The organism is Streptomyces sp. NPDC051976, from assembly GCF_040680795.1.
Classification (GTDB): Bacteria; Actinomycetota; Actinomycetes; order Streptomycetales; family Streptomycetaceae; genus Actinacidiphila.
In genome coordinates this window covers 76,142-93,296 of record NZ_JBFAXL010000001.1, presented here as the reverse complement: position 1 = coordinate 93,296, position 17,155 = coordinate 76,142, and the positions used below count along the sequence as shown (strand labels likewise).

Here is a 17,155-nt window from a genome sequence, read left to right as displayed (position 1 = left end):
CATTGCGTGTGGTGTTTCGAGCTGTCTAACATCCCCGCCAGCACCGGGTCAACGGTGCACGAGCGACAGGAGCGCGAGCGATCGTGACCGCAACGCCGCAGCACAGCGTCGACGTCGTATGCCTGGGCGAGTCCATGGTCACCTTCCTACCGGCGGAAGGCGGCCGCCTCGCCGACGTGCCGACCTTCCACCGCGCCATCGGCGGCGCCGAGTCCAACGTGGCCTGCACCCTGGCGCGCGCCGGGCACAGCGCCCGCTGGATCAGCCGGGTCGGCGCCGACGGCTTCGGCGAGCACCTGGTCGACGCGATCGCCGCGGCCGGTGTCGACGTCAGCGCCGTCCAGCGCGACCCGCACCGCCCGACCGGCATCTACTTCCGCACCGCGGGCGAGCGCGCCACCGGCCCGGACGCCGCGCCCGGACGGGGTGAGGTCGTCTACTACCGGGCGGGCTCCGCCGCCTCCGCGCTCTCTCCCGCGCTGGTACGGCGCCACGACGCGTGGAGCGGCCGGGTGCTGCACCTGACCGGCATCACCGGGGCGCTCTCCGCCACCTGCCAGGCGCTGATGCGCCGCCTCACCCACCGCGAACCCGGCCGCCCGCTGGTCTCCTTCGACGTCAACCACCGGCCCGCGCTCTGGCACGGCGCCGACCCCTGGCTGCTCACCGAACTCGCCCGCGGCTGCGACCTGGTCTTCGTCGGCGAGGACGAGGCGGAGGCCGCCTGGGGGGTGAGCGGCGCCGCCGCGATCCGCCGCGCACTGCCCGAACCGCACACCCTGGTCGTGAAGCAGGGCGCCGCGGGGGCCACCGTCTTCACCCGCGGCGGCCCCGGCGTCGTGCCCGGCACTGACAGCGAGAGCGTTTTCGTGCCCGCCCTCGGCGTCGACGTCGTCGCGCACGTCGGCGCGGGCGACGCCTTCGCCGCCGGGTTCCTCTCCGCGACGCTGCGCGGCCTGCCGCTGCGCGACCGGTTGCGGCACGGCCATGTCATGGCCGCCGCCGCTCTCACCGTCCCCGGCGACCTCGGTACGCCACCGGCCCGCGCACACGCCGACGCGCTCGTCGCCCTGGACGACGACGCATGGGGGAGACTGCGGCTGGGCCCCGGGTGGACGGCGGCCGGACGGACCGACGCAGAACCGAGGGTGAGTCAGACGTGAGCCAGACAGTCGACCGCGCGCTGAGCATCCTGCCGCTGCTCGCCGAGGGACCGGCCGGACTCGAACAGGTCGCCGCCCGCCTGGAGGTGCACAAGTCCACCGCCCTGCGGCTGCTGCGCACCCTGCACGAACACGGCCTGGTCTACCGCCAGGAGGACGGCCGCTACCGGCTCGGCGCCCGGCTGTTCGCCCTCGCCCAGCAGGCCATGGAGACCCTCGACATCCGCGAGATCGCCCACCCGCACCTGGTGGCGCTGAACGAGAAGACCGGCCACACCGTGCACTTGGCGGTGTACGAGCAGGGTGAGGTCGTCTACATCGACAAGGTCGACAGCCGCTACCCGGTACGGATGTACTCGCGGATCGGCAAGCCCGTCGCCATCACCGTCGCCGCCGTCGCCAAACTGCTCCTCGCCGACCTGCCGGAGCCCGAGCGCCGTACCGTCGCCGAACGCCTCGAATACCCGCGCTACACCGCGAAGTCCACGCCCGACGCCGCCGCGTTCCTCACCGAACTCGCCACCGTGCGCGAGCAGGGCTGGGCCACCGACCTCGGCGGGCACGAGGAGTCCATCAACTGTGTCGGCGCACCCCTGCGCGGCGCCGACGGCCGGGTCTGCGCGGCCATGTCCGTCTCCGCCCCCAACGTCGTCGTCTCCGCCGACGAACTGCTGCACCTGCGCCCGCTGATCCTCCGTACCGCGGCGGCTGTCAGCCGGGACCTGTCCGGAACCGCCCCTACGAAGGAGCAGAGCCCATGAGCGAACAGCACCCCAAGACGGCCGTCACCCCGGCCACCCACACCGCGCCGCCCGCGAAGTTCTCGCACGGCGTCCGCAAGGGCAACATCCTCCAGGTCGCCGGTCAGGTCGGCTTCCTGCCCGCCGTCGAGGGCCGGCCGCCGACCCCGGCCGGGCCGACGCTGCGCGAGCAGGCCCTCCAGACGCTCGCCAATGTGCGGTCCGTGCTGGAGGCGGGCGGCGCGAGCTGGGAGGACGTCGTCATGACCCGCGTCTACCTCACCGACACCGCGCACTTCGCCGAATTCAACGAGATCTACAACGAGTTCTTCGCCGGCCTCAAGGAAGCGCCCTCCGCGCGCACGACGGTGTACGTCGGCCTGCCCGCCGGGCTGCTGATCGAGATCGACGCGCTCGCCGTCCTCGGCTGAGCCACCGCACCACCTCCCTCTCCCCTTTCTTCCGCGCACGGCGCGGCACCTGGATTCCCCACCGGGTGCCGTGCCGCGATCCCCCCTGCCCGAAAGCGCCCCCACCACCTGAGACAACGGAGTCCCCCATGCTGCTCGCCGCCGACACCCCACCCGTCGTCCCCCACACGGGCGGCCTCATGGCCCTGATCCACGGCACCGCAGGACTGCTGACCGTGGCCGCGCTGGGCATCGCGCTGCTGCTCGTGCTGATCATCAAGGCGCGCCTGCAGCCGTTCGTCGCGCTGCTCACCGTCTCCATAGCCGTCGGCCTGGCCGCGGGCCTGTCGGTCACCGAACTGTTCGGCACCGTGCAGCGGTCGTCGGCCACCTCGCTCATCGAGACCGGCATGGGCGGCACCCTCGGCCACATCTCGATCATCATCGCGCTGGGCACGATGCTCGGCGCGATCCTGGAGATATCCGGCGGCGCCGAGGTGCTCTCCGGCAGACTCCTGGGCGCCTTCGGGGAGAGGCGGGCACCCCTGGCGATGGGCCTGACCGGCCTGATCTTCGGTATCCCGGTCTTCTTCGACGTCGGCATCTTCGTACTCGCGCCGATCGTCTACGCGGCCACGAAGCGCGGCGGCAAGTCCATCGTGCTCTACGCGATGCCGCTGCTGGCGGGCCTGTCCATGACGCACGCCTTCCTGCCGCCGCACCCCGGCCCGGTGGCCGCCGCGGGACTGCTGCACGTCCAGCTCGGCTGGGTGATCCTGATGGGCGCCCTGGTCGGCCTGCCCTCGGTGGTGGCGGCCTGGGTCTACGCGGCCTGGATCGGCAACCGGCTCTTCGTCCCCGTACCGCAGGACATGGTCGAGGCCGCGGCCGAGGCCAAGGAGGCGGTCGTGGCGGGGCAGCGCGCCTCGGGCGTGGAGCCGGCCGAGACCCCGGTGTCGCTCGGCGTGGTGCTGGCCATCATCGGTACGCCGCTGGTGCTCATCCTGTGCGCGACGTTCTCGTCCATCGCCTTCGACCCGAGCACCGGCCGCTCCGTCATCGAGTTCTTCGGCCACCCTTTCGTGGCGCTGACCATCGCGCTCTTCCTCGCGTACTACCTGCTCGGCATCCGCCGCGGCTGGTCGCGGGCCTCGCTGGAGGCGGTCTCCACCGCCTCGCTCAAGCCGGTCGGCAACATCCTGCTCGTGGTCGGCGCGGGCGGGGTCTTCGGCGCGGTGCTCAAGGCCAGCGGCGTCGCCCAGGCGCTCGCTGACGCCTTCCACAGCGTGGGCCTGCCGGTGGTCGTGCTCTCCTACCTGATCTCCCTGGTGCTGCGGGTCGCCCAGGGCTCGGCGACCGTCGCCATCGTGACCACCGCCGGGATCGTCGCCCCGGTGCTGGCCTCCGGCGACTTCTCCCAGGCCCATCTCGCGCTGGTCATCATGGCGATCTCCGCCGGTTCCATCTTCGCCTCGCACGTCAACGACGGCGGCTTCTGGATGGTCTCCAAGTACTTCGGCATCAGCGAGCGCGACACCCTCAAGTCCTGGACGGTCCTGGAGTCCGTCCTGTCGGTGGCGGGCTTCGGCGTGGCGGCCCTGCTGAGCACGGTGATCTAGCGGCCCGCCCCAAAGGGGCGCGGGGAACTGCGCGCCCAGCCCCCTGCGGCCGGTGATCGGAAACCGGCCGCAGGGGGCTGGGCCTGCGCGTCTTTCGAGCGCTGCGCCGCAGGCGCTTACGCCATGCCGTGCACGTGCGCGCCCACCGCGTTGGACCAGGCGTTGCCGTTCTTCGCGTCCCAGTTGGTCGACCAGGTCATCGCGCCCCGGATCGTGGGCCACTTGGCGCTGGGGTGGAAGGTGCCGCAGCCGGTGCCCTTGGCGAGGCAGTCGAGCGCGTTGTCGACCACGGACGGGTCGACGTAGCCGGAGCCCGCCGCGCTGGTGGACGCCGGGGTGCCGATGCCGACCTGCGAGGGGTCGAGACCGGCCTGGATCGCCGTGCAGGCCAGGGTGGTGATGAAGTCGACCGTGCCCTGGCTGTAGACGCCGCCGTCGCAGCCGTTCATCGAACCGCTGTTGTAGTACTGGGTGTTGACGACGGTCAGGATGTCCTTGATCTTGAGCGCGGTGGCGAGGTAGTCACTGCCCGAGGAGAGCATGTCGATGGTCTGCGGAGCCATCGTGATGATCAGCCCCGAGCCCGCCTTGGCGCTCAGCGCGCGCAGCGCCTGCGGCATGTACGTGGTGTCGATGCCGTTCTCCAGGTCGATGTCGACACCGTTGAAGCCGTAGGTCTGCATCAGCGAGTAGACGCTGTTGGCGAAGTTGGTCGCCGAGGCGGAGTCACGGATGGAGATCGTGCCGTTCTGGCCGCCGACGGAGATGATCACCTTCTTGCCCGCCGCCTGCTTGGCCGCGATGTCCGCCTTGAACTGCGCGACGCTGTAGTTCAGCGACGGGTCCAGGGTGAACGACACCGCGCCCGGTGTGGTGGTGGCGTCCGCGAAGGCCACGGCGATGATGTCGTACGCGCTCTGCACCTGCGCGATGGTCTGGACGGTCGCGCCGTTGTTGAAGTTCTGCCAGTAGCCGGTGACCGCGTGCTTGGGCAGGTTGCCGCTGGGCGGAGGCGAGGTCGGCGGCGTGGTGGGAGGCGTCGTCGGGGGAGTGGTCGGCGGCGTCGTGGGAGGCGTCGTCGGCGGGGTGGTGGGGGGAGTGGTCGGCGGGGTGGTCTGCGTGCCGCCCGGGCCCGACAGCGTGACGTCGTCGGCGAAGTAGGCGGGCTGCGCGTACCAGCCGTGGGTGTAGATGGTCACCGAGTGGGTGCTGGCGCCCGTGGTGAAGTTGACGCTCAGCTGCTGGTACGAGGTGGCCGACGGGGTCCAGGTCGACGGGTCGGTGCCGCCGGTGCCGGTGGCGCCGATGTAGACGTAACTGCCCTGCACCCACGCGCTCAGCGTGTACTGGGAGTTGGGCTGCACACTGATGACCTGGGTGCACTGCCCGGTGTCGCTGCTGGAGGGGGTGGCCTTGAGCGCGGAGGAGCCGGAGTGCACGGGGCTGCTGGCGTTCGCGCCGCTGCCCGCCGTACAACTCCAGTTCGACAGCCCGCTCTCGAAGCCGGGGTTGGCGACCAGGTTGGTGGTCGCGGCGCCGGCGCTGCCCATGTCGACCAGGGCGACGCCCGCGCCGATCACGGCGGCGGCGCTCAGCCCGGCGATGCTCCGGCGGACGAGAGGGGATCTGTGCTTGGCATGGCTCGCTTGATTCGCGTGCGATGCACGTTCCACGACTGCCTCCTGGGGGCAAGGAGTTGGGGGGTGGTGGGAGTGCGGGTGACCATATGACCGTGGACACGCAAAAGAGGTACTGGGAGAAAGCTGGTCCAGACCAATCAGGTTGTCAAGACCTCTGGCGTACACGCGCCGTTCACCGGTGCCGATACGCAACTTTCCGCACCCGAACCGCTACACATCGATAAGCTGACGAGCGCGAAACGCCAGGTACCGGCCACGCCGGCGGCAGAAGGGGGAGGTTCCGGTTGTCCAGCGTCATCACCGCCACCTCGGACGATCTCGCCCTGTCCCTGGAGGAGCAGGTAGCCCGCACCTCGGCCCAGTTGGACGCGTACGGCCATCTCGTCGCGCTCGCCGCCGACAACCCCGCGGACCCCGCCCGCCGCAGGCTGCACACCGTACGGTCCGCGCTGGAGGCCGACCGGATCGCGATCGTGCCGGTGACGCTCCCGCCGCTGGCCAGCACCCTGCTCGCCGAACAACTGCGCCAGCTCACCGGCACCGACCTCGGCCCCGGCGTCCTCGCGGGCGCCGCCCGGCTGCTCTCCTACTACCTGCACTCCGGCGCGCTGCTCGGCTCGGTCGCCAAGCTCGACCGGGTGCCGGTCGGCGTCGGCGCGCACGTCAAGTCGCTCGTCCCCGGGCGGCACTTCGCCGTCGTCGCGCACCCCGAGCCGTATCTCGCCGAGGCCGAGCCCGGCAACACCCCGCCGGGGCCCGGCTACCAGACGCAGCTCGCCGTCGCGGGCAAGGGCCTCGACCCCGGCTGGATCACCGGCCCGCTCGCCACCGCCTGGCGCACCCAGCACACCCGCGAGGTGCCGCTGCCCGTCGACTCCGCCCGCTGGTGGGGCACGTCACGGCTGGTCGAGTTCACCGCCTACATCGCCGACGTCGGGATGCTCTACCAACTCGTCACCTCCGTACGGCGCGACACCTGCACCTGGTGCGGACTCGAGGTCATCGGCGACCAGTGCTTGTTCTGCGCCACACGGCTGGGGGATCGTACGGCTCCGGCGAAACACGCCGCCCGGCAGGAGCGGGCGGTGGAGAGCCCGCGCCGCCCCCAAATCGAACCCCACAAGCGATAGGTCCGCCCGCACATGAACTCACGTCAGCGCCGTGGTGTCGTCCTCCTGGTGGTCTCCGTGCTGTGCGCGGCCGCCGCGTTCGCCGGGGTGGTCGCCGTCGTCAGCGACGCGCGCTCGCAGGTCGGCAGCAAGGTGACCGCGTACGAACTGTCCGCGGACGTCCCCGCGTACACCGCGCTGAACGCCTCCCAGGTGCACCGCATATCGATGCCGGAACGCTGGCTGCCCGACACCGCGGTCCGCGATCTCGGCGCGCTCCAGGGGAAGATCGCCGCCGTACCGCTCAAGAAGGGCTCGCTGCTGCAGTCCGACATGGTGGCCGACAAACCCGAGCTCAAGGCCGGGCAGATGGAGATCGCCATCATGATCGACGCGGAGACGGGCGTCGCGGGCAAGATCACCCCCGGCGCCCGGGTCAACATCTTCGCCACCTTCGCGCCCCGCAAGGACACCGACCCCGATATCTCGAAGATCATCGTGGCGGGCGCACAGGTCATGGACGTCGGCGAGATCAAGGCGTTCGACAAGAGCGAGGACGCCCAGCGGCTCTCCACCCAGGGCGTGCCCATCACCTTCGCCCTCGACGCCGCGGACGCCCAACGGGTGGCGTTCGCCGAGTCGTTCGCCCGCCATGTGCGCCTCGCGCTCGTCGCCCCCGGCGACACCGCGGCCCCGCCGCAGAGCGACCGCACGTACACCCTGGCAGGGGACGCCGCGACAGGAGGCAAGCCGTGAGCGTACGGATTCTCGCCGGTACCACGGACCCCGACGCCGCGCGGGCGCTGCTCGGACTGCTCCACCAACTGCCCGGCGCCGAACCGGCCCCCGCGCTCACCGACTCCACCGCGCTGCTCGACACCCTCGCGCGCGCCGCCGAGGCCGGTGTCGACGAACTGCCCGAGGTCGTCGTCGTGCACGACTCCATCGTGCCGATGCCCGCCCTCGACCTCATCCGCGAAGTCGCCCTGCGCTTCCCGGCGGTGGGCGTGGTGCTGCTCACCGCCGACCCCAGCCCCGCGGTGCTCGCCGCCGCGATGGACTCCGGCGCGCGCGGCGTCATCGGGCTGCCGCTGGCCTACGACGACCTCGGCGCACGCGTCGAGGCCGCCGCGGCCTGGGCGGTCGGCGTACGCCGCCATCTCGGGCCCGGGCGCGCCGCGCTGCCCGCGGTGTCGGGCGGCACCCTGATCGCGGTGGCCGGGGCCAAGGGCGGTGTCGGCACCACCGTCACCGCCGTCCATCTCGCCCTCGCCGCCCACGCGTCGGGCCGCTCCACCGCCCTGGTCGACCTCGACCTCCAGGGCGGCGACATCGCCTCCTACCTCGACGTGCAGTTCCGGCGGTCCGTCGCCGACCTCGCCGACATCGCCGACGTGTCCTCCCGCGTCCTGCACGACGCGATGTACGTCCACGAGTCCGGCCCCGCCCTGCTGCTCGCCCCCGCCGACGGCGAACGCGGCGAGGACGTCACCGACCGCTCGGTCCGCCTGGTCCTGGCCGCGCTCCGGCAGCGCTACGAAGTCGTCATCGTCGACTGCGGCACCCAGATGACCAGTGCGAACGCCGTCGCCGTGGAGACCGCGGACGCCGCCGTACTGGTCACCACCCCCGATGTCATCGCGGTGCGCGCGGCCAAGCGGATGGCCCGGATGTGGGACCGCCTCCAGATCCGCAAGCCGCAGGACACCACCGCGGTGGTCAACCGCTACACCCGCGCCAGCGAGATCCAGCCCACCCTCATCGGCCGGATCACCGGTACGAAGATGGCCTCGTCCGTCATCCCCGCCGCCTTCCGCGAGCTCCAGGCGGTCATCGACGCCGGCCGCCTCCAGGACCTCGACGCGCGCTCCACCGTCAAGGCCGGGATCTGGTCCCTGGCAGGCGAGTTGGGCCTGGTCACCGGTGCGATGCTGCCCGCGGCCCGCACCAAGAAGTCCCGCCGCGGCGGGGACCGCGGGCAGGTCACCCTGGAGACGCTCGGCATGACGCCGATCATCCTGGTCACCCTGATCCTCGTCTGGCAGGCCGTCCTCGCGGGCTACACCTTCACCCTCGCGGGCAACGCCGCCGACAAAGCCGCTCGCGCGGCGGCGGTCGGTCAACCCGCGGATGCGGCGGCCCGCGGCGCCGTCCCCGGTGCCTGGGGGGACGACCTCTCCACCGACGTCGCCAAGAACGCCACCGACGGCACCGTCGAAGTCACCGTCACCCTCAAGGTCCCCGTCCTCTTCCCCGGCGCCGTCACCTTCCCCCTCCACGTCCAGGGCCACGCCTCGGCCATAGACGAAGGCGCCCAGCGATGACGCCCCCGGCCGCCCCGGTAGTGCCCCGAAGGGGCGCGGGGAACTGCGCGAGCAACCAGCCACCGGCCGGTGGTCCGGGAACCCACCGAACTGCCCCTTCGGGACGGTGGAGGAGTGCGGCGCCATCGCGGCTGGCCGCGCAGTTCCCCGCGCCCCTTCGGGGCACGACCGGCGTACCGTTCGCGCGCGGAGCGCGCGCCGCCCGGGGCGCGACCGGGCGCGACCGGGGGGTCGCTTCGCTCGAATACCTCGGCATGCTGCCGTTCCTGCTGCTGATCGCCCTCGCGGGAATCCAACTCGGGATCGTCGCCTACTGCGGCTCACAGGCGGGGACGGCGGCGCGGACGGCCGCGCGGGTGGAGGCGATGCGGTCGCCGCATGCGGACGCGCGGCAGGCCGGGCGGGACGCCGTGAGCGGGTGGGTGAACCCGGACATCTCGTTCCCGACGGACGACGACAGCAGCGTACGGGCGCAGGCGACCGTGAAGATCCCCTCGGTGATCCCCGGAGTGCGCTTCTTCGACCCGGTCACCCGGTACGCGACGATGCCGAAGGAGGACACGACACCATGAGCCTCCGTGCCCGTCTCGCCGTCGAGGAGGCAGCGCCGCAGACGCAGGAGAGCCACCTGGTGGCGGTCTACCGGGCGAAGCTGCTGCAGGAGATCGACCTCGCCGAGATGTCCGCGCTCGCCGCGGCCGAGCGCAGGGCCCGGCTGGAGCGCGTGCTCGGCCACATCATCAGCCGCGAGGGCCCGGTGCTGTCCACCACCGAGCGCGCGGCGCTGATCCGCCGCGTCGTGGACGAGGCCCTGGGCCTGGGCATCCTCGAACCGCTCCTGGAGGACCCCACCGTCACCGAGATCATGGTCAACGGCCCGGACCGGATCTATGTCGAGCGCGGCGGCCGCGTCGAACAGGTCGCGGCCCGCTTCTCCTCCGCGGAGCAGCTGCTGCAGACCATCGAGCGCATCGTGTCGACCGTCAACCGCCGTGTGGACGAGTCGAATCCGATGGTCGACGCCCGCCTGCCCTCCGGCGAGCGCGTCAACGTCATCATCCCGCCGCTGTCGCTGACCGGCCCCACGCTCACCATCCGCCGCTTCCCCCGGGCGTACACCCTCCAGGAACTCATCGCGCTCGGCACCCTGGACGAGCACATGCTGCTGCTGCTCTCCTCCTTCGTCCGGGCGAAGTGCAACATCATCGTCAGCGGCGGTACCGGCTCGGGGAAGACCACCCTGCTCAACGCGCTGTCCGGGCTCATCCCCGACGGCGAGCGGATCATCACCGTCGAGGACGCCGCCGAACTCCAGCTCCAGCAGGAGCACGTGATCCGGCTGGAGTCCCGGCCGCCCAACGTCGAGGGCGAGGGCCGGATCACCATCCGCGACCTGGTCCGCAACTCCCTGCGGATGCGCCCCGACCGCATCATCGTCGGCGAGGTCCGCGGCGGCGAGACACTCGACATGCTGCAGGCCATGTCCACCGGCCACGACGGCTCGCTGGCCACCGTGCACGCCAACTCCGCGGAGGACGCGGTGCTCAGGCTCCAGACGCTGGCGTCGATGAGCGAGGTCAAGATCCCCTTCGAGGCGCTGCGCGACCAGATCAACAGCGCCGTCGACGTCATCGTCCAGCTCCACCGCCACGTCGACGGCACCCGCCGCGTCGCCGAGATCGCCGTGCTCTCCTCCCGTGGCCGCGACGTCTTCCGCCTCTCCTCCGCCACCCGCTTCCGCGCCGAACCCCTCGGCGTGGACCGCATCGTGCGCGGCTGGTACGAACACCGCCCGGTGCCACGGGAGATCGGCGAGCGGCTGTACCTGGCGGGCGAACACGTACCGGCCGCCTTCGGCGTCGGCGGCAGCGAACTCGAACTCGACAGCCGGGAGGCGAAGTGACGTCCGCGCACGCCGGGACCGGTGTCCTGGCCGCCGCTGAAGGCACCGGGAACGGCCTCGACACGGCCCCCTTCGCCGCGCTCGTCCTCGGCGTCACCGTCGTCGCCCTCGTCCTCGGGGTGTGGGGCGTGCACGCCTGGCGCGGCGGCCGGGCCGACCGCGCCGCCCTCGTCGAGCGGCTGGCGGGGGAGTCGGGCGGCGGCGCGGCGCGGCAGGCCGCCTTCGCCGGACTCGACCGCCGGGTACGCCGCTACCCCTGGGGCAAGCGGCTCGCCGGGCGCCTCGCCGCCACCGGCACCAACCTCACGCCGGGGCAGTTCACCGCCGCCGCGATCGGCCTGGTCACCGCCGCCTGGGTGGCGGCCGCCGCCGTACTCGCCCCGTTCTTCGGCCCGATCGCCGCCCTGCTGGCGGGCTGGACGGCCTTCTCCTTCCTGGAGTGGCGGCGGCGGGTCCGCAACGAGCGCTTCATCGCCCAACTCCCCGACCTCGCCCGCGTCCTGGCCAACGCCACCCAGGCCGGACTCGCCCTGCGTACCGCCGTCTCCATGGCCGCGGAGGAGCTGGACGCGCCCGCGGGCGAGGAACTCAAGCAGGTCGCCGACGCCATGGCCGTCGGCCACTCCGTCGAGGACGCCCTCGGCGAACTCCAGCAGCGGTTGCCCAGCCGGGAGTTGATCGTCCTGGTCTCCACCCTGGTGCTCTCCAGCCGGGCGGGCGGCTCGGTCGTCGAGTCGCTGCGCAATCTGACGGTCACCCTGGAGGAGCGCAAGGAGACCCGGCGCGAGATCCGCACCCAGATGTCCCAGGTCACCATCACCGCCTACGCGGTCCCGGTGATCGGCCTCGGCTCGCTGCTGCTGCTCAACCGGATCATGCCGGGCTCGCTCAGCGCGATGACCGGCTCCGGCATCGGCCGGATCTGCGTGCTGATCTCCCTCGGCCTCTACGTGGTCGGCTTCGCGCTGATCCGCCGCATGTCCCGGATCGACGTATGAGGCCCGCCATGAACTACCGGACGTACGGGGGGACTTCGCGATGACCCTGATCGGACTCGCCCTCGCCGCGGTGGTCGCCGTCGCCGCCGTCGGCGTCGTGTACGCGATCGGCCTGCTGCGGGCCGACGTCAAACTCCCCGACGACCTGGCCCTCGCCCTCGACGTCGGCCGCACCCGGACGACCCGTACCGGCAACGCCATCGACCGGCTCGGCATCCGCTGGGCGCCGATGGTGATGCGCCTGATGGGCCCGGCGCGGGTCACCAGGATGCGGGCGAGGATCGACCACGCCGGCCACCCGCACGGCCTGACCGTCGAACGCTACGCCGCCCGCCGCGCCGTCTACGGCGCCCTCGGCGGCTTCGCCGCGCTGGTGGTGCTGGCCAAGGGCCACTGGTTCCTGGCCCTGCTGCTGGTCGCCTACGCCTGGTGGTGGGCCGACCTCGGCATCTGGCTCGCGATCCGCCGCCGCCGCGACGACATCGAGCGCACCCTGCCCGACTTCCTCGACGTCCTGGCCGTCGTCGTCAGCGCCGGACTCGGCTTCCGCCAGGCGCTGGAGCGCGTCAACGCCGTCTACACCGGCCCCTGGTCGGACGAGATCCGCGTCGCGCTACGGCAGATGGACGTCGGCGTCAGCCGCCGTGACGCCTTCGACCAGCTCCGCAAGCGCAACCGCAGCGACCAGGTCGGCCAGTTCGTCACCGCCCTCCAGCAGGGCGAGGAACTCGGCGCCCCGATCGCCCGCACCCTCCTCCAGATCGCCACCGACATGCGCCGCACCGAAGCCCAGAACGCCCGCCGCCGCGCCGCCCGCATGGTGCCCCGCGCGACCGGCGTCATCACCACCCTCCTGGTCCCGGCCACGATGATCCTGCTGATCACCGGCACCGTCATCGGCTCCCAGATCCACTTCGGCGACGTCTTCGGAAACGGGTGAGGACCGGTGACGGGAGGGCACAAGGCGACTACGGTAATTCCGCTGCCACGCAGCGTGATCAACCGCCATGCTGAAAAGGCCAATTGGAGCGCGACGGGCTGTGGATGCGCGAGGTTCGGGTGTACCTTTGCATTCGCAACCATATTTGCACCTGCAATCCCAACCGAACCGCTGCGGACGACCACACGACCAGCGAGAGGCGGTGCGCCGTGGACACCTACCCCGACAGGCAGCACACGGCCGCCGAACGCATACGTCAGGTGACAAAGAATGGGGCGAACGAACATGAACCGGTGGGCAGTCGAGCACTACCTCAAGGCCGCGACCAGACTCACGCACCGCCGCACACACGGCGACCGGGGCCAGACCTCCTTCGAGTACCTCGGGATCGCGGTGGTGATCGCGGTGATCATCGGGGTGCTGGCGACCACGGGCATCGGCGACGCCATCCAGAGCGCGATCCTCGACGCGATCGGCAAGATCTCCGGCGGCAAGTAGCAGCGGTCAGCCTCGTCGCTCGCGCCCGCGTCGCACGCGCCCGCATCGCCGCGGGTGCCGACGACGGCCAGACGATAGGGCTGTACGTGGTGGCAATGTCGGCGCTGTTCTTCCTGGCCTTCGCGTACTTCGCGGTGGGCCAGGCCGCCGTGGTCCGCAACACCGCCCAGACCGCCGCGGACTCCGCGGCGCTGGCCGCGGCGCGCGCGGACCGGGACGCCGTGCACGACCCCTTCCTCGCCGCCCTCGCCGCCGGTGACCTGCACCAACTGGACATTCTTCTGCAGCACTTGAGTACCCACAGCGACCAGGCCTGCGGGGCGGCGGAGACCTACGCGGCTGACAACGACGCCCAGGTGACCGGCTGCGAGACGGTCGACGGCCCCGTGGGGCACAAGGTCGACGCGCGGTCCCTCGGTACGGTCGGCAAGTCCGTGGTCAAGGGCACCGACGACATCCATATGTCGGCGGAGGCGACAGCGGTGGTGAAACCGCGCTGCGCCACCAACGGCAAGGACGGCGATCTCGTCAGGTTCCTGTGCAACGGTGACGAGATCACGGTCGACCCGAAGGCTGACGGGTTCACGCTGGACCTGTCGACCTTCTACACGGTCCAGCTGAGCGAGTGAGGGCCGAGGCGAGTGGCGGGAGAACGGGGAGCAATGAGAAACGGGCGCAGGGCAACGCTTCTGACGGTGTGTGTGGCGAGCGCCGCGCTGCTGCTGGCGGGCTGCGGCGGGGGATCGAAGAAGGGGGACGACAAACCGTCGTCCTCGTCGAGCGCGTCCGCCGCGAAGGGCTCGAAGGGCGGGGGTTCGACGGGCGGCGCCGACACGCCGAGCGCGAGTGCCACCCAGGTCCTCGCCCAGATCAAGGGCGAGAAGGACATCGAGGTGACCGTCAACTCCGCCACCCGTGACCCGGGTGGCTTCGTCACGGTCTCCGGCACACTGACCAACAACGGCGACGCGGTCTTCAACGCCGTCACATGGCGGGGCCCGGAGACGGCGCTGATCCCGTCCGGGCCGTCGGTCGCGGGCGCGGTCCTCGTCGACGAGGCGGGCAAGAAGCGGTACTACGTGCTGCGCGACACCGAGGGCAAGTGCCTGTGCACGATGGGGCTGACGCTCATCCAACCCAAGGAGACCCGCCCCTTCTTCGCCCAGTTCCCCGCCCCGCCCACCGCCACCACCGAGGTGGAGTTCGAGCTGCCGACGATGCCGCCGGCAAAGATCACGCTGTCGGAGGGGTGAGCCCCGGATGAAGCCCCGCAACGCCGCCACGGCGGCACCGCACCCCCGCGCCGCCGCCACCCGCGCCACCGCCCCCGCCTCGGTCGCGGCCTCCGCGGCCTTCGTCCTCGTCATGGCGCTGGCCGTCGGCGCCGGTACGGGGACGGCCGCGGTGGCGGACACCAATCCGCCGCCGACGGCCGGGGACGTGGCGCCGAGCGCGCCGGTGAAGGTCGATCCGACGGCGCCCGGGCTGAAGCTGCCGGAGGGCTCGACGCTGGCGCCGCCGAAGGTGCTGGACATCGTCTCGGTGACGGACCAGTCGTCGACGAAGGCGAGCCAGCCGGAGCAGCGGCAGGAGCAGTCCAACTCGACGGTGACCTACGCGCTGCAGAGCGAGGTGCTGTTCCAGCGGGACAGCGCGGTGCTGTCGCCGACCGCGGCCTCGCGGATCAAGGCGATCGCGAACGACATCAACGCGAAGCACGTCACCTCACCCATCCGTGTCTTCGGATTCACGGACAATCTCGGCAGCAGCGAGCACGGCGACGTGCTGTCGAAACAGCGTGCCAACGCCGTGTACCAGGTCCTGGCCACAGCCCTGGCCGCGGCCGGTGACGCATCCCACACGTTCCAGGTCCGCGGCTACGGCGAGGACTACCCGATTGCGGACAATTCCACCGAATCAGGGCGCAGTCAGAACCGCCGGGTGGAGATCACTTTCACACCACCTGCCGCGTAAGGCACTGAGCGGATCCTCGGACGCGGTACGGTGTAACTCCCCCCCTCGGGCCGGTTCGCTCTCCCCCCCTGCGAACCGGCCCGTTTTTTCATGCCCGCGGCGCGGGGCCACGCCTATCAGCGGGAGCGGGGCTGCCGCATCGTAGATTGCCCACATGTGGAGCAAAATTCAGCAAAACGGGCAAATCATCTTTACGGTCACTGCGGCGACCACAGCCGCCCTCGCCCTCGCCGGCTGTGCGGCCGGACAGGGCGCGCCCGAGGGCTGGCGCTATCTCAAGGCCGGTGAAGTGGCCGTCGCGCACCCCAAGAACTGGCACGAGGTGCGGTCGGGGGCGGAACTGCGCGGGCCCGCCGGGCGGATCGACGCCGGACTGACCGTCAGCGCGCGGGCGGGCTCGGCCGGCAGCCCGGCGCGCGCGGACGCCGTACCCGCCTCCGCCCGCAGCGAGACGCTGGACTTCGACGGCCGTGCGGGCCGCGTCTTCAGCTTCGCCCAGCCGGAGCCCGGCCCCACCGGCCGCCCGGCCAGCCATGTCGAGGTCAGGTTCCGCGACACCCGCGACCGTACGGTCATCGTCCGCGCCTGGGCCGCCGACGGCGCCGCGGACCCGCTGGTGCTGCGGGAGATCGTGAACAGCATCGAGTTCAGCTAGCGCCGCGCGGGTCATCACGACCCGCCTCGCCGTCCAGCACCGCCTCCAGGCGGGTGCCGCGGCGCACCCCCCAGGCGGCCAGCGCGCCCGCCTCCGCCTCCAGGACATGGCGTGCGCGCAGCCGGGGGCGGCCGACGCGGCCGGGCGGCATGGTGCGGACGGCGAGTACGCGCAGCCGCCGGTCGAGATAGGCGACGTCGATGGCGAACCGCATCCGCACGGTGTGCACGCTGGACGCGGGCGTCAGCAGCAGCGCGCCGGTCAGGCCGTCCTGGCCGAGCAGGCCGCGGGTCCTGGCCCGGTAGGAGGCGGCGACCCGCAGCGGCACCTCGGCGGCGGGCGCGCGCAGTGTGCCGTCGCCGTCTCGCCAGCGCCGTCGCCAGCGGGCCATGACCCCTCCCCGGGTGCGGAAGTACCGGGCGCACGGCTCGCGTGTACGGTCGCCCGGTGCATGTCTATCTGATCGTGGCCCCCGCCGTCTGGGGAATAGCGAGCGGGCTCGTCCTGCCGCGTGCCGCCTACCGGCTGGCCGTCCCGGCGGACGAGCCCCGGGCCACCGCCTGCCCCGCGGCGCACCCGCTGCCCGCCGGGCCGCTCGGCTGGCTGGGCACCGCCCGGTGCGGGGAGTGCGACGAGCCGTACGGCACGGTGTACGGCGCCGCCCTCGCGTCGGGGACGGCCTGCGCCGCGCTCGGCTACACCGTCGGCGGCCACCCCGAACTCGTGGTCTGGCTGCTGCTGGTCCCGCTCGGACTGCTGCTCGGCATCGTCGACCTGCGGGTCTTCCGGCTGCCCGACATCCTGACGCTGCCCGCGCTCGGCGGCACCGCCGCGCTGCTCGGGGCCGCGGCGCTGCTGCCGGACCACGACGGTTCCTGGGTCCGGGCGCTGATCGCCGCCGCCGTCCTCGGCGTCGTCTATCTGGTGCTGTTCTTCATCAACCCGGCGGGCATGGGCTTCGGCGACGTCAAACTCGCCCCCACCCTCGGCCTGGTCCTCGGCTGGTACGGCTGGCCCACCGTCTTCACCGGCACCTTCGCGGGCTTCGCGCTCGGCGCCCTCGCGGGCATGGTGCTGCTCGCCACCCGCCGTGCCAACCGCAAGACCCCGATCCCCTTCGGCCCCTTCATGCTGCTGGGCACCCTGACCGCGGTCCTGCTGGCGACGGCCTGACGCAGGCCG

At 72.0% G+C, this 17,155-nt stretch carries 19 protein-coding genes; 17 read left to right on the top strand and 2 right to left on the bottom strand.

Annotated features, from left to right (window positions below; all coding sequences use genetic code 11):
• The first annotated feature begins 83 nt into the window (after nt 1-83).
• The 4 genes from AB0M29_RS00460 to AB0M29_RS00445 all read left to right on the top strand — a co-directional run bounded on the left by AB0M29_RS00460 (nt 84) and on the right by AB0M29_RS00445 (nt 3,932).
• Complete coding sequence (locus AB0M29_RS00460) at nt 84-1,163, top strand: sugar kinase (RefSeq protein WP_365376787.1); 1,080 nt, start codon at nt 84-86, stop codon at nt 1,161-1,163.
• Entirely contained in the window at nt 1,160-1,924 is a 765-nt protein-coding gene (locus tag AB0M29_RS00455) for an IclR family transcriptional regulator (protein WP_365376785.1), read from the top strand. The genes AB0M29_RS00460 and AB0M29_RS00455 overlap by 4 nt, the downstream gene beginning before the upstream one ends.
• On the top strand, nt 1,921-2,334 hold the full coding sequence (locus AB0M29_RS00450; protein WP_365376783.1) for a RidA family protein: 414 nt from the start codon (nt 1,921-1,923) through the stop codon (nt 2,332-2,334). Before AB0M29_RS00455 ends, AB0M29_RS00450 begins: the two co-directional genes overlap by 4 nt.
• A 128-nt stretch (nt 2,335-2,462) precedes the next feature.
• Nucleotides 2,463-3,932, top strand: a complete 1,470-nt coding sequence (locus tag AB0M29_RS00445) for a gluconate:H+ symporter (RefSeq protein ID WP_365376780.1) — start codon at nt 2,463-2,465, stop codon at nt 3,930-3,932.
• Nucleotides 3,933-4,048: 116 nt separating this feature from the next.
• On the opposite strand, the gene AB0M29_RS00440 is transcribed toward AB0M29_RS00445, so the two are convergent.
• Nucleotides 4,049-5,527, bottom strand: coding sequence for a glycosyl hydrolase family 18 protein (locus tag AB0M29_RS00440; protein WP_365377625.1), 1,479 nt, complete (start codon nt 5,525-5,527; stop codon nt 4,049-4,051).
• Between the two features lie 329 nt (nt 5,528-5,856).
• Between AB0M29_RS00440 and AB0M29_RS00435 the strand changes: the two genes are divergently transcribed.
• From AB0M29_RS00435 to AB0M29_RS00380, 12 genes are all read left to right on the top strand, one after another.
• Nucleotides 5,857-6,702: a hypothetical protein gene (locus AB0M29_RS00435; protein WP_365376777.1), complete on the top strand. Its 846-nt coding sequence runs from the start codon at nt 5,857-5,859 to the stop codon at nt 6,700-6,702.
• 12 nt (nt 6,703-6,714) lie between these two features.
• Nucleotides 6,715-7,437, top strand: a complete 723-nt coding sequence (gene cpaB / locus AB0M29_RS00430; protein WP_365376775.1) for a Flp pilus assembly protein CpaB — start codon at nt 6,715-6,717, stop codon at nt 7,435-7,437.
• Nucleotides 7,434-9,005 carry a P-loop NTPase gene (locus AB0M29_RS00425; RefSeq protein ID WP_365376773.1) on the top strand — a complete coding sequence of 524 codons (1,572 nt, stop codon included), beginning with the start codon at nt 7,434-7,436 and terminating at the stop codon, nt 9,003-9,005. The genes cpaB and AB0M29_RS00425 overlap by 4 nt, the downstream gene beginning before the upstream one ends.
• A complete protein-coding gene (locus AB0M29_RS00420; protein ID WP_365376771.1) occupies nt 9,002-9,577 on the top strand; it encodes a TadE/TadG family type IV pilus assembly protein in 576 nt (191 codons plus the stop codon). The genes AB0M29_RS00425 and AB0M29_RS00420 overlap by 4 nt, the downstream gene beginning before the upstream one ends.
• On the top strand, nt 9,574-10,908 hold the full coding sequence (locus tag AB0M29_RS00415) for a CpaF family protein (RefSeq protein WP_365376768.1): 1,335 nt from the start codon (nt 9,574-9,576) through the stop codon (nt 10,906-10,908). The genes AB0M29_RS00420 and AB0M29_RS00415 overlap by 4 nt, the downstream gene beginning before the upstream one ends.
• A 119-nt stretch (nt 10,909-11,027) precedes the next feature.
• Nucleotides 11,028-11,906: a type II secretion system F family protein gene (locus AB0M29_RS00410; protein ID WP_365377623.1), complete on the top strand. Its 879-nt coding sequence runs from the start codon at nt 11,028-11,030 to the stop codon at nt 11,904-11,906.
• A 40-nt stretch (nt 11,907-11,946) separates the two neighbouring features.
• Entirely contained in the window at nt 11,947-12,846 is a 900-nt protein-coding gene (locus AB0M29_RS00405; RefSeq protein ID WP_365376766.1) for a DUF5936 domain-containing protein, read from the top strand.
• Nucleotides 12,847-13,131: 285 nt separating this feature from the next.
• Nucleotides 13,132-13,344, top strand: a complete 213-nt coding sequence (locus AB0M29_RS00400; protein ID WP_365377620.1) for a hypothetical protein — start codon at nt 13,132-13,134, stop codon at nt 13,342-13,344.
• Between the two features lie 44 nt (nt 13,345-13,388).
• The gene (locus AB0M29_RS00395) at nt 13,389-13,973 is read left to right on the top strand and encodes a pilus assembly protein TadG-related protein (RefSeq protein WP_365377618.1); all 585 of its coding nucleotides are present in this window, start codon (nt 13,389-13,391) and stop codon (nt 13,971-13,973) included.
• A gap of 66 nt (nt 13,974-14,039) precedes the next feature.
• A complete protein-coding gene (locus tag AB0M29_RS00390) occupies nt 14,040-14,597 on the top strand; it encodes a hypothetical protein (protein WP_365376763.1) in 558 nt (185 codons plus the stop codon).
• 7 nt (nt 14,598-14,604) lie between these two features.
• Complete coding sequence (locus AB0M29_RS00385; protein ID WP_365376761.1) at nt 14,605-15,318, top strand: OmpA family protein; 714 nt, start codon at nt 14,605-14,607, stop codon at nt 15,316-15,318.
• Nucleotides 15,319-15,472: 154 nt separating this feature from the next.
• Entirely contained in the window at nt 15,473-15,973 is a 501-nt protein-coding gene (locus AB0M29_RS00380) for a hypothetical protein (protein WP_365376758.1), read from the top strand.
• Here AB0M29_RS00380 and AB0M29_RS00375 read toward each other — a convergent pair.
• Nucleotides 15,966-16,364 (bottom strand): DUF192 domain-containing protein, encoded by a 399-nt coding sequence (locus AB0M29_RS00375; protein ID WP_365376756.1) that lies wholly within the window; start codon nt 16,362-16,364, stop codon nt 15,966-15,968. The genes AB0M29_RS00380 and AB0M29_RS00375 overlap by 8 nt on opposite strands.
• 56 nt (nt 16,365-16,420) lie before the next feature.
• On the opposite strand from AB0M29_RS00375, the gene AB0M29_RS00370 reads away from it, so the two are divergent.
• Entirely contained in the window at nt 16,421-17,146 is a 726-nt protein-coding gene (locus AB0M29_RS00370; protein WP_365376753.1) for an A24 family peptidase, read from the top strand.
• Nucleotides 17,147-17,155 lie beyond the last annotated feature (9 nt).

Coding starts and splice junctions, on each gene's coding strand:
- AB0M29_RS00380 (WP_365376758.1), top strand. CDS start 15,473: ATGTGGAGCAAAATTCAGCAAAACGGGCAAATCATCTTTACGGTCACT.
- AB0M29_RS00420 (WP_365376771.1), top strand. CDS start 9,002: ATGACGCCCCCGGCCGCCCCGGTAGTGCCCCGAAGGGGCGCGGGGAAC.
- AB0M29_RS00400 (WP_365377620.1), top strand. CDS start 13,132: ATGAACCGGTGGGCAGTCGAGCACTACCTCAAGGCCGCGACCAGACTC.
- AB0M29_RS00445 (WP_365376780.1), top strand. CDS start 2,463: ATGCTGCTCGCCGCCGACACCCCACCCGTCGTCCCCCACACGGGCGGC.
- AB0M29_RS00450 (WP_365376783.1), top strand. CDS start 1,921: ATGAGCGAACAGCACCCCAAGACGGCCGTCACCCCGGCCACCCACACC.
- cpaB (WP_365376775.1), top strand. CDS start 6,715: ATGAACTCACGTCAGCGCCGTGGTGTCGTCCTCCTGGTGGTCTCCGTG.
- AB0M29_RS00375 (WP_365376756.1), bottom strand. CDS start 16,364: ATGGCCCGCTGGCGACGGCGCTGGCGAGACGGCGACGGCACACTGCGC.
- AB0M29_RS00385 (WP_365376761.1), top strand. CDS start 14,605: ATGAAGCCCCGCAACGCCGCCACGGCGGCACCGCACCCCCGCGCCGCC.
- AB0M29_RS00405 (WP_365376766.1), top strand. CDS start 11,947: ATGACCCTGATCGGACTCGCCCTCGCCGCGGTGGTCGCCGTCGCCGCC.
- AB0M29_RS00415 (WP_365376768.1), top strand. CDS start 9,574: ATGAGCCTCCGTGCCCGTCTCGCCGTCGAGGAGGCAGCGCCGCAGACG.